Genomic DNA, 17694 nt, shown 5'->3' with positions numbered 1-17694 from the left:
ATATCAATTGTTATTCATTGACAAGTGCTTTCTGTTTTTTTGATACGGATAACATTTTTTCTTTCTTCTTTGACATTACCTCTTTATCAGAAATACGTAAAGAAAATAGTAATGCTACGAGTAAAAATATTGCTGATCCAATTAATGCCGCTTGATATGGCAAGAAATCTGAATGAGCATTATGTTGTGCACTGTTATTTCCAAAACCGGCTAGTATACTAGCTAAAACAGCAACTCCTATCGCTGAACCTAATCGATTTTGCACATTGAATATAGTAGTCGCTCTCCCCATAGAAGGTGGTGCGATATTGTTAAATGCAGAAAATTGAACTGCTCCAACAGACTGACCTAAGAAAATACCGATGCCAAACAATAATGCCCGAATTTGCCATGGGTTCGTATCGTGATTTACAAAACTTAATAAAACAAAGATAATCGCCGTACAAATTAATCCAATAGAAATTACCTTTCGAGCTCCTAATTTCTTATATGACCATGGCACAATCTGTGACGATATCATTAACCCAATCGCCTCTGGAAATGTCGTAAGGCCTGATTCCAGTGCGGAAACTCCTATTACATTTTGATACATAAGTGGAAAAACAAATAACATTCCTAGTAAACCAGCGGATGAAAACAATGAAATAAGGCTCATTTTTCTAAAGACTGGTTCTTTTAATAATCGTAAATCTAACATCGGTTGCTTTACTCTAAGTTCTACAACGATGAACAATGTAATAAATACAATCCCAGCTATCCCAGTACTCATAATTTCTGGAGAAACCCAGCCTTTTGATGGTCCTTGACTAAGTGCATAAATTATCATCGCAAATCCTGGTGCTGAAAGAACAAAACCGAGAGAATCAAAACGACCAGCTGACTTTTCAATATGCTCTTTTAAAAATAGAAGACCGAATAGTAACACTACGATTCCAAACGGTAAATTAATATAAAATGCCCAGCGCCAAGACATTTGATCTACAAAAAAACCGCCAATAATTGGTCCTACTGCCGGTGCGACAGCAATTGGCAATACAATAAACCGTGAAATTTTCGGCCTTTCCTCTGGCGAAAATGTTCGGAATAACATCGCCATCCCAACTGGTGTTAAAAGCCCCCCGCCAGCACCTTGAATGATACGAAAAATATTCAATGAAGTAATATCGCTCGCTATTCCACATAATGCAGACGCAGTTGTAAATACGAAAAGAGCGATTAGAAATACTCTTTTCGTACCGAAGCGATCTCCCAACCAACCGGAAATTGGAAGAAAAACAGCTAAGCTAACTAAATACCCAACATTAACCGTCCCCATCGCAGATGGCGGCACTTGTAGTTCTTTACTTATCGTTTGTAATGCTACATTTACAATTGTTGCATCCATTGCAGCCATAAACATCGCTGTAATATAAACGATACTTACAACTACTTTTGGATTTATTTTTACCTTCATTATCGTTTTCCTACTAATATTTTTTCGCCAGCTTGATAACTTTTTGGCTTCAAATCTTTCCAGTTAGTTTCAACATATTGTAAGCAAACTTGTCTACTAGCTTCTTCATGTGCGACATTCCATCCAATAGGTACATCGAGAAAGGCAGGCCAGAGAGAATACTGGCCCTCCTCATTCATTAATACTTTATATGTGTAATTATCATTTTCAAATGGATTCGTCATACTGTACTTACCCCTTTCTTATTCTGCAAATATTCCGCTAATACTTGTCCAATTTCTGTAAGTGGTCCTGGTTGACATAAATCTTTATGTCTACAATCAATATCGTGTTGTACAATTTTCCCATCTAAGTAATTTAGCCACGTATTTGGAGAAATAGGATCAAACCAGTCTGGTATAACAGTAGATCTAAAGAATAAAATATCTCCGTTATAAACTTTCGGTACATACTTCCCTAACAACCCTACCGAATTTACATATGTTTCTTTCAAGTTCAAAATAGTCTCTTCCTCAAGACTTGCTAATGCACTTCCATCTTTACGAAGTATTTCAACTGCACTTTCCATCGTAAGTGGTTTACCATCCATGTTATCTGGATCATATCCACCTAAAGCAAGTAATGCGATTAACGCCTCTTCTTCAGTTGGTGCTTCCGTATTCGGTAGGAAGTGGCCAGGATAAGAATCTAGCATAACGAGTAATTCTACTTCTTCCCCTTCATTTTGTAGTTGCGCTGCCATTGCATGAACAACATTTCCTCCGAGCGACCAACCGAGTAAACGATATGGTCCGTGAGGCTGTACTTCACGAACGTGTTTTAAATAATCCGCTGCCATCTCCTCTAAACTTTTTGGAAGTTCTTCATTTTTAGCAATACCACGTGCCTGTACACCGTAGATTGGATAATCTGTACCTAAAGATTTCATAAGTCCTGCATAGCACCAACTTAATCCACCTGCTGGGTGTACACAAAATAGTGGTAATTGGTCTCCACTTGCTCGTAATGGAAGCAACACATCAAGTGCACTTTGTCCATTTCCCACTGCAAGTCTTTCAGCAAGACCTGCAACAGTAGGTGCCGCAAATAAAGTTCCGATATTTAGTTCAACCCCAAGTGCTTCTTTAATACGGCTCATAAGCTGTACTGCAAGAAGTGAATGGCCACCTAGATCAAAGAATCCGTCATCAATTCCAATTTGAGGCACACTTAAAACTTCTGTAAACAAGTCACATAGCATTTCTTCTTGCGGTGTTCTTGGTCCACGACTAGAAGATGATGCGATAAATTCTGGAGCTGGCAATGCCTTTCTATCTAATTTACCGTTTGGAGTTAAAGGCAACTCATTTACTATAACAAAAGCGTATGGAACCATGTAATCTGGTAAACTACCACCAGCATACTGACGCATTTCATTCGTATCAATCATTTCATTATTTGATGCAACGATATAAGCAACTAACCGTTTATCTCCTGGTTGATCTTCCCTTACAATAACGGCGACTTGTTCAACTTTAGGATGTTTCATTATTACCGCTTCTATTTCCCCTAACTCAATTCGGAATCCACGAATTTTTATTTGGTGATCTGCACGTCCTATATAATCTAGCGTCCCATCTTGACCCCAACGCGCTAAGTCTCCAGTACGATACATTCTTGTACCTGGCTTCCCAAATGGATCTGCAATAAACCGTTCTGCAGTTAAGCCTGCTCTTCCTAAATATCCACGAGCAAGCCCTGCACCTGCAACATACATTTCTCCAACTACTCCAGGTGGCACTGGTTGTAAATAGTTGTCTAACACATATACTTTAAGATCAGGTATACTACACCCAATTAAACTGTTTGCTCGTAAAGAGACTATTATTTCATCTAATTCAATATAACTAACATGTACTGTCGTCTCCGTAATACCATACATATTAATAAGCTTTGGTGCATTATGAGAATGTCGACTATACCAATCTTCTAATCGACTTAGCTCAAGTGCTTCTCCTCCAAAAACAACATATCGTAAAGATAATTTTTGGCCAATCTCTTCATTTTCACGATCTGCTTGCATCAATTGATAGAACGCTGATGGAGTTTGGTTTAAAACAGTTACCTTTTCTTTAACAAGAAGTTGTAAAAATTCTTTCGGCGACCGACTTACAGTATGTGGTACTACGACTAGACGCCCTCCATATAACAAAGGCCCCCAAATTTCCCAAACCGAGAAATCAAAAGCGTATGAATGGAACATCGTCCAAACATCGTCTGCGTCAAATTGGAACCAATGATCAGTTGCTCCTAAAAGTCTCACTACATTTTGATGAGGTATCATAACGCCTTTCGGTCTACCTGTTGAACCTGACGTATAAATAACGTAAGCAATATGTGAAGGAGTTAACGGCTTCACACGCTCCATTTCATCAATATTGTCTTCACTATATTTCTCAATTTCTTCTATTACTTTTACATCATCAACTAAAATTTTCAGTTCCTCATCACATTCAATTTCCACATTTGAATTTGTTAAAACACATGATGGTTTCGCATCGTGGAGCATAAATGAAATACGATCAGACGGGTAATCTGGATCTAATGGAAGATAACCTGCTCCTGCTTTAAGAACCGCAAGTAAACTCACAACCATATTTAAAGACCTCGGCATTGCTAAAGCAGCGAGTTGATCAGGACCGATTCCTTTTGCTATTAACAAACGAGCTATTTTATTTGCTTTTTTATTTAACTCTTCATAAGTTAATTTCTTATCTTCAAAGACAACAGCAATAGAGTTTGGATTTATATGAGCCTGCTTTTCAAATAATTGTGGCAATGTCATTTCTGGTGCAATTTGAAAACCACCATTCCACTTTTCTAATACTGTATTTTTCTCTGCTAAAGTTAATATTTCTAATCTGCCAATGGATTGATCCGGATTTGTCGCCGCATCATCTAATAACAAAATGAATCGTTCTATTAGTTTTTGAACCGTTTCACGTTTATATAAATCGGTACTAAACTCTAGTAATCCATGTAAACCGTTTGGAGTACCATCACCTTCGTTACTCTCACTAATTTCAAATGTTAAATCAAATTTTGCAGAACCGACGCTTTGAATTTCAAGGCTCGCTTCTAAATCTGGTACATTAAACGTTGCTTCTGGTGTATTTTGAAAAGCTAACATAACTTGAAACAACGGGTGGCTATTTCGAGTACGTACTGGATTTAACACTTCAACAAGTCTTTCAAATGGAACATCTTGATTTTCATAAGCTACAAGATTTACCTGCTTCACTCTATTTAATAATTCTTTAAAACTTGGATCTCCTGAAGTATTTGTACGTAACACTAATGTATTTACAAATAAACCAACAATATCTGAAAGTACATCATCATTTCTTCCAGCAATCGGACTTCCAATTGGTATATCAGTGCCTGCACCTAATCTTGTAAATAGTGCACTAAGCCCTGCTTGTAGCACCATAAACAAACTAACTCCATTTTTACGTGCAAGCTCTACTAACCTACTATGCATACCTTCATCTATATGAAAATGAATTGTTTCCCCGCGGTAACTTGTCTCAATTGGACGCTGGAAATCTGTAGGTAATTCCATTTGGTCTGGTAAACCTTTAAGTTCTTCTTTCCAAAAATCTAATTGTGTTGAAATAAGACTCTCTGGTGTCGTTTCATCACCTAGCAATTGCTGTTGCCAAAGTGCATAATCTGCGTATTGAACTGGAAGTGTCTCCAGCTGAACTCTGTCACCTTGACATCGTGCTTTATACGCTGCTGTAAAATCTCTCGTTAACGGCTGTAATGACCAGCCATCACCTACAATATGATGTAATAGAATTAATAATACATGTTCGTTTTCACTCACTGTAAAAAGTTGCAAACGAACTGCCGGCTCAAAATCGAGGTTAAAACTATATCTTACCGCCTCTGAAAGTACACTTTCTAATTCATCTTTACATGTATTAGTTATAACCATTTCTAGATTTAAGTTTTCCATATCTAAAATTTTTTGATAGGAACTTCCTAATACGTTAGGGAAAATTGTTCTAAGTGTTTCATGTTTCTCAACTACATCATAAAAAGCACCTTGTAATGCTTCCCGATTCAATATTCCATTCATACGAATGACTAGCGGAATATTATAAGTAGGACTTGGACCTTCTAAACAATTTAAGAACCATAACCTGCGCTGTGCAAATGAAAGTGGAACTTCATTTGGCCTACTTGCTTTCTGAATAGCTGGTCTTGCGCTTTTTGCATAGTCTAATTGTTTCGCCAGTTCGGCAACAGTTGGTGATTCAAATAGTTTCCCGATTCCTAATTCCACACTTAACGTTTCACGAATTCTTGCCATTAAACGAGATGCGAGAAGTGAATGTCCACCCATTTCAAAGAAATTATCATCAATGCTAATTCGAGAAACACCAAGTACTTCTGCAAATAAATCACATAATATTTCTTCTTTCGGATTTCTAGCAACCCTCTCATTGTTCATTCCATTAAAATCAGGAGCAGGTAATTTCTTTCTGTCAACCTTACCATTTGGCGTTAATGGTAATTCTTCTAGCACAACAAATGCCGATGGTATCATATAATTCGCTAAACTTTCTGAAACATAAGAACGAATTTCTGAAAGATTAATCGGTTCCTCTTCTTCTGCAACGATATACGCAATGATGCGTTTATCATTTGGGCGATCTTCTCGTACCATTACTACCGCTTGTTGAATATTTTCATGTCGTTGTAATACCGTTTCAATTTCAGCTAATTCAATTCGGAATCCACGGATTTTAATTTGATGATCTGCGCGACTAATGTACTCTAACGCACCATCATTACGCCATTTCACAAGATCTCCTGTACGGTACATGCGCTTCCCTGATTCTCCATAAGGATTTGCAACAAACCGTTCAGCTGTTAACTCAGGTTTCCCTAAATATCCGCTTGCAAGTCCTTCCCCTGCAATATATAGTTCACCAATAACTCCAGGTGGAACTGGTTGTAACCCTGCATCCAATACATACACTTCTGTATTGCAAATTGGCTTTCCAATAGGAGGTATACCCTTTTCACCTTCATCAATGTTCATAAAAGTAGACCAAATCGTCGTTTCAGTTGGTCCATATAAATTAGTTATTGAGCAACCTAATTCTTTTAATTTATTTGCTAAATGCGCTGGAAGAGCTTCACCACCAACAAGTATGCTTAGCCCTTGTAGCTTTTCTGGATAATCAGTTACTAACGCCTGCCAAAGCGTCGGTGTAGCCTGCATAATGGTCACTCTTTCTTCTTGTAAAAGTGTCGTTAATGCAGAAGGCTCTTGTATGTCTTCTTTTTGCGCAATTGTTAAACTTGCACCACTAATAAGAGGTAAATAAATTTCTAGAGCAGAAATATCAAACGCAAACGTTGTAACTGCTAATAAATGATCATTTTCATTTAATGAAAAATTTTGTTGCATAGCTATTAAAAAGTTGCTTAAACCTCTCATAGAAACAATTACACCTTTTGGGTTTCCTGTTGAGCCTGAAGTATATATTGTATAGGCTGGGTTTAAAAGTGATACATTATTCTTACATGCTATATTCATGCGAGAATATGTATGTAACGCTAGTTTCGTTTCTTCTTCATCTAATACAATTTTTTTCATATCATTTTCTATAACTAACTTAGATGAAACAGATGAATGTGTTATGATACAAACTGGTTTTGAATCATTTACTATATAATTAACTCTTTCTGCTGGGTATTCTGGATCTATTGGTAAATATGCTGCACCAGCCTTTAAGACTGCTAGCATACTAACTACCATTTCTATTGATCTAGGGAACACTAAAGCTACAAACTGGTTTGGTCGTATTCCTTCTTCTACTAAATAATGTGCTAGTTCATTCGCTCGTTCATTTAGCTCTTTATACGTAAGGTTTACACCGTCACAAGTAATCGCAAGTTTATTTGGATTTTTTTGCACTTGTTTTTCAAATGATATAGGTAGACTGATTAACTCATCGTCTTCCTTCGTTTCATTCCATTCCAATAAAACTTTATGATTTTCTTCAGGCAGAGTAATGTTTATTTTTCCAATCGACTCGTTTTTCTCATAATTATTTATTACTAATTCAAATAGATTCATAAATCTTTCTTTATGCACTGCTAGCTCCGCGTCATTATATACTTCGGGATTCGCATCAAAATGAATCATTAGCTCATTTTGATCAAAACATTTATATACATTTATCGATAAATCATCTACAGGTCCTGCTGATAAGTTATGCGTAATACCACGATTTCCAGCAAAATTAAGCCCGTAATCAAAAGGCATAACATTCACTAACGGTCCAAACAACCTTTGATTTTCACCTAGTAACTTTAAGTCTCTTCTTAATTCCTCATGACGGTATTTATGATGGCGACGTACATCTCGGATTTCTTTAGAAACTTGCTGTAATAATTCCGCAAGAGTTATATTTGGAGTTACAGTGAGGCGCAGTGGTACTAAATTCATTACCATACTTGGTGTATGAATAGATACAGAACCTAGACGTCCCATCATCGGTAAACCTAAAACAATATCATTTGCACCTGTTAATTTATGCATATAAATACTTGTTACAGCGACAATGAATTCCGGCCAACTTGTTAACGAAATATTGATATCTTCTAATAAAGTTTTCGTACTAGAACTAGATAAATACGCTGTTTCTCGTAAAAATCCATTTGTTGTTCTCGGTGCTCGTTCTGCTAAACTTATGACATCCGGTTCATCTGCAAACTTCTCTAACCAAAAAGCACGATCTTCCTGAAATTGTTTAGATTCACGATACGCAATACCTTCTTGCACAACTTTTGCAAGAGAACCAAATGGCTTTTCATTCTTGTTTGTTTCTTCAATAAGTGATGTATACTCATTCGCTACCTTTTGGCTAAGAAGTGAAAATCCATAGCCATCCATCACAATGTGATGGATGCGCTGATACCAAAAGAAACGATTATTTTCAACTTGAATAAGTGCTTCAGTAAATAAAGTATCTTTTTTCAAATCGACTGGCATAGATAAATCATTTTTCATCCATACTTTAGCAGCTTCTTCAGGGTTTTCTTCTTTACGAACGTCAATAAAATGCATATGAAACTGTGATTCTTCAATAACTTGCCATGGGCCAATTTCATCCTCTTCGAAGCGAACATGAAGTGCTTCTGCTTCCATTACAACTTTACGCACAGCTAGTTCGAAAATTTCTTGATGAATATTTCCGTTTATTTCTACATATTCCCCAGTATTATAAATTGGATTAAGCGGATCTAATTGTTGCGCAAACCACATACCAGACTGCGCTGATGATAACGAATGACGAATCTTTTGACTGTTAGGCATTCTTTACTACCCCTTTATTATGTAGTCTATTTGTTACAGCACCTGTGCTGTTTGTGAAGATAGTAAACTGTACCAATCGGAAACAGTTGGGCGTTCTGCTAAATCTGCAAAAGTGATTTCTTTCCCTTCACGACGCCACTTCTCTACTAAACTCATAATTCTGACCGAATCAAGCCCTCTATTTAGTAAGTCCTCATCAATATCAATACTCTCTACTGGCTCACGAAGTAGTTGTGCAACTAGTTCATGCACTTCCTGTATAGTGATTCCTTCACTCTCATCACCTTTTACACTTTGTAAATCGTTTAATAGTAGGTTTGTTGATGTCGTTACTGCACATCTATTAGATGCATACTCCAATGCTTGTTTATGATGCTCTAGTGAAAAATCAGCAACTGCATCTGCTACAAAGAACGGCTGAATTCCATCCATAAATGCTTCACAAGCTGTTAAAAGGCAGCCAATATGCGCATAAATACCGCAAATAATGAGTTGATCTCTTCCTTGTGCATTTAAAATTTCTAATAGATTTGTCTTTTTAAATGCACTATATCTCCATTTTGTTAAGAATATATCATCCTCGTCAGGAGTAAGTTCATCGACAATTTTCTTTTTATCTGGTCCAGCAGGAATACCGTCACCCCAGAAGTCTTGTAATAACCCTCGTTGTTCTAACGTTTGTCCACCAGGTTGTGCTGTATAAACAACTGGTATGCCAAGTTCCTTACATTTTTCTCTTATCACCTTGATATTTGAAATGAGCTCTACTTTCGGTGACTCTTTATCGCTATATGCATCAAGAAAATATTCTTGCATGTCATGAATTAAAAGTACTGCACGTTTCGGGTCTGGTGTCCAATTCACTTTATTTTTTGGTAGTTCTGATTCAATTGGCATTTTATATACTGAAATAGATGGAATAGCCATCTAATCACTTCCTTCCGGTTTTTATTATTGTTTTACTGTAGTAAGTTTTTCAGCAATGACTTTACGTAGTTCTTTTTTGCTGACTTTCCCGACTCCTGTTTGCGGGAATGATTCAATAAATTCAATTCGATCTGGAATCTTATAAGCTGCTATACCGCGTTCTTTTAAAAACATTTTTAATTCACTTACAGTCGGAGCTTGTCCACGAGCTATAATAAATGCACAAATACGTTCTCCTAAATAATCGTCAGGCATAGATACAATCGCTACATCATGTACTGCATCATGTGCTAATAGATGATTTTCAATCTCTTCCGCAGCTACTTTCTCACCACCACGGTTAATTTGATCTTTATCTCTTCCTTCTACAATGATGTAACCTTGTTCATTTACTTTTACAAGATCACCTGTACGATAAAATCCATCCTTTGTAAATGATCTTGCATTATGCTCTGCTGCTTTATAATAGCCACGAATTGTATATGGCCCTCGTGTTAATAAACTACCTATTTCACCTAATTTAACGTCGTTATCATTTTCATCAACGACCCTTACTTCATCGAATATAGACATCGGTCTACCTTGTGTATGAATAATGATTTCTTCCGGATCATTTAATCTTGTGTAATTTACTAACCCTTCTGCCATACCGAAAACTTGTTGCAACTTGCATCCAAATGTAGGTTGTATACGTTTTGCAACTTCAGCGCTAAATTTAGCACCACCTACTTGAATTACTTCTAGGCTCGATAAATCGTTATTACGAGAAGATGCAGCATCAAGCCATATCATTGCTAATGGCGGAACGAGCGCTGTAATTGTAACTTTTTCTTTTTCGATAAGAGCAAATGCCTCATCTGGACTACCACCAGTTGCCAATACCACTTTTCCACCTGCATAGAAAGTTCCAAATGTCCCTGGAGAACTCATTGGGTAATTGTGTGCTACTGGAAGAACTGTCATATAGACGCTTTCTGCATTCAAATTACAAATTTCAGCGCTAACACGTAAACTATAAATATAGTCATCATGTGTTCTAGGAATTAATTTAGAAAGACCGGTTGTCCCTCCTGATAATTGGAGAAATGCAACATCACTTGGCTGAACTTCTGGTAATGAGACGGGATCCATATACAGATCATTTATGTTCACAAACTCTTCTTCTTCTCCCACTACAATTACATGTTGTAAATTTGGCACTTTCTCTTTCACTTCTCTTGCTAGTTTTCGATAATCAAAACCGAGAGCCTTATCTGAAATAACGTAAGCGCTCGCCTCGCCAAACTCACAAAAATAACTAATTTCACTGCTTCGATGTGAAGGCAGTGCAAAGACAGGAAGCGCTCCAATTCGAAATAGCGCAAAACATATTTCAAAAAACTCGATAATGTTAGGTAACTGGATTACAACTCGGTCCTCTTTCTTTATTCCTAAATTCAGTAAGCCTGTAGCTAAGCGATCTACCTTTTTATTAAGCTCACTATACGTTATATGCGTATTACCACTTACAACTGCAATTTGATCTCCATATGTTTCAGCACGCTCTTTTAACATCGAACCAAATGTTTCTCCAAGCCAACAACCTTCTTCTCGGTAACGATTTGCAAATTCTTTTGGCCATTCCGTATAACCTTCTAACATTTTTTCTTCCCCCTATTTTTCATTAAGTGAACTATCATTTAACCCTAAAGCTTTCAACATCGTTTGAAATTTAGCAGAGGTTTCTGCTAACTCATCTTCTGGCTTTGACTCAGCAACAACTCCCGCTCCTGCAAATAATCGAAGTGTATTTTCTTGCACTTCAGCACAGCGAATTGTAACAATCCATTCACCATCTCCATTTAAATCGCTCCACCCTAGCATTCCTGTAAAGAACTCGCGGTCAAATGGCTCAATATGCTGTATAGCCTCTCTTGCCTTTTCCATCGGAGTTCCGCAAACTGCTGGCGTAGGATGAAGGGCAATTGCTAATTGTAAAGAAGAAGTATCTGGATCCTTAAGTTCACCTTTCACTTCTGTAGACAAATGCCACATCGCTTCACTATGAATAACTGATGGCTTTTCTGGAACATGTAATGTATGACAATACGGACGAAGTGCAGCGGCAACCGCTTCAACTACTACCGCATGTTCATGTAAATCTTTTGGAGAAGAAAGTAATTCCTCTGCTCTTCTTTTATCTTCTACTGGGTCCTCACTACGTGGCCTTGAACCAGCTAACGGGTTAGAAATAACTTGCATACCATTACGTGAAACAAGTAATTCAGGGCTTGCTCCAATTAACGTCTTACTGTTCTCTTTTTTATCTTTCGGTAAATTCACAGCAAATGTATAACCATGCTTATTATGCTCTGCTAATTCTCGAAGAAGTTTTTGCTTATCAATCTTTTCGGAAGATTTAACATCTAACGATCTAGATAGAACGATTTTCTTTAAATCACCGTCCTGTATTTTTTCAATTCCTTTCTTCACACCATTCATATACACTTCAGGGTCTGGTACTGGCGTCATTTCAAATGTTAAATTCTCATTTATTTCAAGCTGATTTGTTGTATCCAATTGTAAACGCTCAGAAATTCTGCTATATTCTGGTACGATAAGTTGGACTTCTTTTCTACGATCAAATGGCAAAGCACCCACAACGATAGGATTTGGATTTCCAGCTTGTTTCGCATTACTTAATGTCGCTTGCACAAGCTCTGGGAAACTTTCAATTTCAGGATGCTTTACTGTAGTAAACTCTTCTTCTGCTAATATCGTTCGAGTTGGTGAAGCAAAAAAGAATGAAGATTCAGTCTTATAATCTTCTAAAAGTTTTTCTGACAATTCCTTTACAGCTGTATGTTCATTCATAGTATAATTACCTCCTGAATTTTTTATTAAACTCCTAACGTAGCACCGCCATCGACACATAAATTATGCATTGTAATATGACTTGCTCTATCTGAAGCTAAGAATAACACTGCTTCAGCAACTTCTGAAGGTTGTGCGATTTTTTGTAATGGAATTCCGAGTCTATATGTATTTTGAGAACCAGTAATTATATTTTTAGCTCCATTCTCATCAGCCCATAGTAATCTTTGCATCTCAGTTTCAGTAGAACCTGGTGATACTAAATTACAGCGAATATTGTAAGCTGCAAGTTCTAAACCTAAACACTTCATAAACATCGTCGTGGCAGCTTTTGATGCAGCATACGCTGCCATCTCCATTCTCGGGGTATTTGCTGCATTTGAACCAACTGTAACAATTGCCCCTGACTTTCTTTGCATCATATATTTACTTACTGCTCGGGACATATAGAAAACTCCCGTAGAATTTACAGAGAATGTTTTATTCCAATCTTCATCACTTAAAGAGTGAATCGCTCCCATACGTAAAATCCCAGCAACATTTACTAATATATCTATTGGTGCTATATCATTTTCAATACGCTTTACTATACCTTCAACAGCGGTACTATCACTCACATCTAAACGAAGTGTTTTCATACGTGTTTCATTTAATTCATTTTTATTAAAAAGTACGTTTAACCCCTCTTCATTTTGATCAACCGCAATAACTGTAGCTCCTCTTTCTAAAAACATTTTGGCAACAACACTACCTATACCTTGAGCTGCACCTGTTACTAAAACAGTTTTCCCATCAAATTCCCCTAAGTTCATTTCCTCTATCCTTTCATTTGAAAATTAATCTAATTAAACAAATAATGATAACGATTATCATTATCGATGTAAAAAATAATACACTTACTAAACTAATTGGTCAAGTGTACTTTTCATTAAAATATTATTCATTGATAATGCTTTTCATTTAACGTTCTTACATCGAAATGATAATCTTTCTCAATAAACTTGTCAACCTATTTTTATTTTTCAGATAAAATATTTTAGTGATTTTCAATACAATTACATCTAAAAGTATTAATAAGTACTTACATTATAAATAAAATTCAAACTCCTCATTTTAAAATTGAAGAATATAAACTATAGATACGTTTATTTATAATGCTTTCTGAAAAACTCAAGTATTTATTTTCTCAATATTTTTCTGAAAATATATCTTGCAAACATCAATGAATGTTTTCTTTATTATTTAAGATTTAATACATATTTCAAATACGATGTATCGATTTATTATATTCCAGTATAATCCAAATGGATATTTCACTCGCTTTCATATGCAAAAAAAACCAAAAAGTAATTTAACCTTGTTAAAATAACTCAAAAAAGCACCCTATTTAACAGGATGCTTTTTCGTAATTATAGTGTTATAGAAGATTTATATACTTATGCTACGCTGCGATACTCTTCTTCTTGTTCTTTTTTCTGTTTAGGTGCTTGAATTAAAATTGCGATAATGAATGACACGACACATAATACACCGATCACCATGAAGGTTGGTTTGAATCCACCTAGAAGTGCACCGATAAAGGAACCTGCAAGCGCCCCAAATCCAAATCCTTGATACACAATTCCGTAGTTCTTACTATGGTTTTTCATACCGAAGAAATCACCAACAATAGCTGGGAAAATAGTGATATTTCCACCAAAACAAAACGCTACACTTGCTACACATACGAAGTAAATACCATAATTTAAATCTACAAAACTTAGAACTAAGACTGAACTCGCCATAACAACAAAAGTACCAGTAACGATTTTTAAACGGCCAATTTTATCCGATAATGGTCCTAGAATAATACGACCTAATGTGTTGAATATTGCAACCATAGCCACTGCATTAGCTGCTGTTGCTGCGCTAAGTCCTACAAGTTGAACACCGATGTCTTTTACCATACCAATTAAGTATAAGCCACTCATACATGATGTAAATAACATAATAAATAATAAGTATACTTGTTTTGTGCCTAACATTTCTTTCGTTGTATATTCCTGAGTTTTCGTTTCATGAACTGCTCCTTGATCTGAAGCTTGATGGATTAAGCAAGCGCCAATTACAATCATAGCTGTAACAATCAAACCCCAGTATATAAACGCTTGTGATACACCAACTGATTCAATCAACTGTGCGTTAACGTATTTAAAGATTAAGCTACCTGAACCATATGCAGAGACAGAAATACCAGCAATTAAACCTTTTCGCATTGGAAACCACTTTATTAAATTGGATAGTGAAGTGATATATGCTGTACCATCTGCATACCCTACAACAACTCCTGCTAGTACATAAAGCAATATTAATGAGGAAGCTTGTGAACTAAGTATTAATCCTAGTCCTAATGCTAGTCCAGCTACCATAATAAGTTTACGAAGTCCCCATTTTTCTTGCAATTTACTCGCAAATAAAGTTGAAAATGCTAAGGAAAGACTAGTAATTGAGAAAGTTATAGCAACTGCGTTAAGACTCCAACCGTATTTACTAACTAAAGGCTGATTGAATAAACTCCATGTATATATCGTTCCAAGCCCCATTTGTACTATGACTGTGCCAAGGACAACAAGCCATGGATTAACAGTTGATTTTTTCATACCTTTCCGCCTCCTCTTTCTATTTCAATGCTTTTCGCTAAGTCTTGTTTTTTTATGTTCATTTTGGTCACCTCTTTTGATTTAACACCTTCATTGTATAAGATGTTCCCGCTTATGTAAGCACTTACAAGATAGAGCGTCAAAAACATGGAATCAGTTACAGAAAACGAAGGACGAAATACAAAAAACTACTGATTAAATACGTAAGTAGCTTTTATCATGGTTAGCTTCAATGGGGCTTACAACTTTTTTATCATCTTCTTTTATAAAAATTATGTCTCATTTTATACCATTGCTAGATTGTAAAACTTTAAGTTTCCGATACAAACAGAAATTTTTTTCACACTACGATGTACTTTATTTAAAAAAACCACAAATATTTTTTTGATAAATAAAACTAAATATTCACTAATATACCTATACGTGGTTTAATATATATAATAAAAAATATTTCTGTCTTTAATGAGGAGGTACTATGAAAGCAAACGTAGGGGATACTATACTTTTTCAACGAAATAATTTAAAGATTACAGGATCTGTACTAAAACTATATACTGAATCGGTCTTAGTTGAAATTACAGATGTAAGCGGTGGTACTTTTGAATTTGATCGAACAATTGTAAATCATAAAAACTATAAAATTTTAAATACGAATACATAATACAACAAAAAATAGCCCCTGCTCACCAGCAGCGGCTATTTTATATGAAAACACTTCATTAGTTTATATATCCTAAAACACTTACAATCTTACTCGCTTTTAAATTGTTAATGTGATAATAAATTTCTAAACCTCTTCTCTCAGCTCGTAACACTTTACCTTTCATTTTTGATAAATGTTGCGAAACAGTCGATTGTGGAATATTCAGTAATTCTGTTAATTGCGTTACATTACAAGTTTTTCTCGTACTTAATTCATTTACAATTTGTAAACGGATTGGGTGTGCCATAATTTTTAAAATATCTACATCTTCTTCTGAAACTGAACCTTTTCTCATTTCACTCGTATATGTTGTCATAAGACATTCCCCTTTTATATGAATTCCTTTTATTTAGATCTATTTCCAAAATATTTAAAACTCCGATGTGAAACCTTTATATAAAAATAATAGAATTTTAAATTTTTAAAAACAGAAATACATTCAATTCACTTTATTTATTTGGTACATATACATAATACAATGTTAATATGTGCTCTATGTGAAGTTAGCATAAATTTGTAATGAAGATTTTTCAAACAATTCACCTCTAACTATATACTTCCTCCTAACACTATCCAGTGATTTTAACATATTTTAGGCGTTTGTATATACTATCTACAAAACAAATGTTGTTTAGAGGGAATTCAAATGCCAACAATGTTACAAGAAGAAGTTGAAGAATCACGTGAAACGTATGTTAGTCATATCATATTGGTCAGTGGGTCAGCTTTATTTTTAGTGGGTGGTGTTGGTGTTATATCAGCAAATTCGGCTTTTAAAGCTTATAATCGTTTGGAGAATACACCGCGTTCTACAGATAACTCCTAAGTGAGTTATCTAATTCTAAATAACAAATAAATGCCTCCTCTATAAAGAGGTGGCATTTATTTTATTATAATAAGTTCTATACTAGAAAATCATAAACAATACTTTGAGCATGATTCTTTTCCCCTATCTACACATCACACTTTACTGCCCAAACACAGCTTTCATTCTCCGCATAGCATGTACTAAAAAGGAGGTACGCGCTTAATATGTCAAACTATTATTACGATCGTTCACATAAGTACTATCGGAAGAATTGTAAAAATTTCGCGTATACATAGGCTTTATTTACAATAAGGTAGATTTTATTTTACATAAATATCATTGTACTAATCTAAAATTTCTGTATTTACATTTTTTCTTTTTATCTTATAATTTTAACCAATAAGGAGATTGATAATATGGGAGTTTGTGTAGACTTATTTAAAGAGTATGAAAATAAAGAGGAAGTCGTTTATCGTTTTTTCCCTTGTGAAGATGAAGAAAAAGCAGGGAAAATTCAATTTAATAAACTAGAAAAAAAATCTGTAGAATTAGAACCAGCTAAAGGTGAAGGGGCAAATTATTATTTTCTTAAAGTAGTTGGTGCTATCCAAAAACATGTAAGGAATTCACCTGATTCAGTTGAATTCCCTGAATTCTTATTTTCACAATCGTAAAAATAAAAACAAGCTCTCAGTATGGAGAGCTTGTTTTTATTTTATTACTAGTATACGTACAATTTACTTTCCGCCAATTTTGGTTGAAGAACTAAAGTCTCATCGTAAGTTTATAGAATACGAAAAAGAAAACGCTAGTGATAAATACACCGACTTCAACCTAACTCTTCCTTCCACGTTCGATTCTCGTAGCACCCGATATGCAACATTCTGTAATTGAAAAACTCGGCGAAGTATTCGAAAAATGTGACCGCCAGTG

Annotated in this window: 12 protein-coding genes; 3 read left to right on the top strand and 9 right to left on the bottom strand. The window is 35.5% G+C overall.

The genetic code is table 11. The features are described 5' to 3' along the window. Positions 1 to 10: 10 nt before the first annotated feature. The 8 genes from ACQVV1_RS00830 to ACQVV1_RS00795 form a co-directional block, all read right to left on the bottom strand. Positions 11 to 1453 (bottom strand): MDR family MFS transporter, encoded by a 1443-nt coding sequence (locus ACQVV1_RS00830; protein WP_309260139.1) that lies wholly within the window; start codon positions 1451 to 1453, stop codon positions 11 to 13. Then, positions 1453 to 1677: an MbtH family protein gene (locus ACQVV1_RS00825; protein ID WP_431168440.1), complete on the bottom strand. Its 225-nt coding sequence runs from the start codon at positions 1675 to 1677 to the stop codon at positions 1453 to 1455. The genes ACQVV1_RS00830 and ACQVV1_RS00825 overlap by 1 nt, the downstream gene beginning before the upstream one ends. Further along, positions 1674 to 8831, bottom strand: coding sequence for an amino acid adenylation domain-containing protein (locus ACQVV1_RS00820; protein WP_431168439.1), 7158 nt, complete (start codon positions 8829 to 8831; stop codon positions 1674 to 1676). Before ACQVV1_RS00820 ends, ACQVV1_RS00825 begins: the two co-directional genes overlap by 4 nt. 33 nt (positions 8832 to 8864) lie before the next feature. Then, the gene (locus ACQVV1_RS00815) at positions 8865 to 9758 is read right to left on the bottom strand and encodes an isochorismatase family protein (protein WP_431168438.1); all 894 of its coding nucleotides are present in this window, start codon (positions 9756 to 9758) and stop codon (positions 8865 to 8867) included. Between the two features lie 24 nt (positions 9759 to 9782). Next, entirely contained in the window at positions 9783 to 11399 is a 1617-nt protein-coding gene (locus ACQVV1_RS00810) for a (2,3-dihydroxybenzoyl)adenylate synthase (RefSeq protein ID WP_309260137.1), read from the bottom strand. 12 nt (positions 11400 to 11411) lie between these two features. Further along, entirely contained in the window at positions 11412 to 12611 is a 1200-nt protein-coding gene (gene dhbC, locus ACQVV1_RS00805; RefSeq protein WP_309260136.1) for an isochorismate synthase DhbC, read from the bottom strand. A 26-nt stretch (positions 12612 to 12637) separates the two neighbouring features. Then, a complete protein-coding gene (gene dhbA, locus ACQVV1_RS00800; protein ID WP_431168437.1) occupies positions 12638 to 13423 on the bottom strand; it encodes a 2,3-dihydro-2,3-dihydroxybenzoate dehydrogenase in 786 nt (261 codons plus the stop codon). A gap of 624 nt (positions 13424 to 14047) precedes the next feature. Next, positions 14048 to 15250 carry an L-lactate MFS transporter gene (locus tag ACQVV1_RS00795; protein ID WP_431168436.1) on the bottom strand — a complete coding sequence of 401 codons (1203 nt, stop codon included), beginning with the start codon at positions 15248 to 15250 and terminating at the stop codon, positions 14048 to 14050. A 475-nt stretch (positions 15251 to 15725) separates the two neighbouring features. Between ACQVV1_RS00795 and ACQVV1_RS00790 the strand changes: the two genes are divergently transcribed. Further along, a complete protein-coding gene (locus ACQVV1_RS00790; RefSeq protein WP_000646788.1) occupies positions 15726 to 15911 on the top strand; it encodes a YkvS family protein in 186 nt (61 codons plus the stop codon). A 58-nt stretch (positions 15912 to 15969) separates the two neighbouring features. Here the strand turns inward: ACQVV1_RS00790 and ACQVV1_RS00785 are convergent, their stop codons facing one another. After that, positions 15970 to 16269: an ArsR/SmtB family transcription factor gene (locus ACQVV1_RS00785; RefSeq protein WP_063223377.1), complete on the bottom strand. Its 300-nt coding sequence runs from the start codon at positions 16267 to 16269 to the stop codon at positions 15970 to 15972. 330 nt (positions 16270 to 16599) lie between these two features. On the opposite strand from ACQVV1_RS00785, the gene ACQVV1_RS00780 reads away from it, so the two are divergent. Both ACQVV1_RS00780 and ACQVV1_RS00775 read left to right on the top strand, forming a co-directional pair. Then, on the top strand, positions 16600 to 16779 hold the full coding sequence (locus tag ACQVV1_RS00780) for a hypothetical protein (protein ID WP_242253107.1): 180 nt from the start codon (positions 16600 to 16602) through the stop codon (positions 16777 to 16779). Between the two features lie 398 nt (positions 16780 to 17177). Beyond that, a complete protein-coding gene (locus tag ACQVV1_RS00775; protein WP_431168435.1) occupies positions 17178 to 17435 on the top strand; it encodes a hypothetical protein in 258 nt (85 codons plus the stop codon). Positions 17436 to 17694 lie beyond the last annotated feature (259 nt).

It is taken from the genome of Bacillus basilensis, from assembly GCF_050630465.1.
Lineage (GTDB): Bacteria > Bacillota > Bacilli > Bacillales > Bacillaceae_G > Bacillus_A > Bacillus_A basilensis.
Note: the sequence above shows the minus strand (reverse complement) of the source record. Positions and strands in the feature narration are given on the sequence as shown.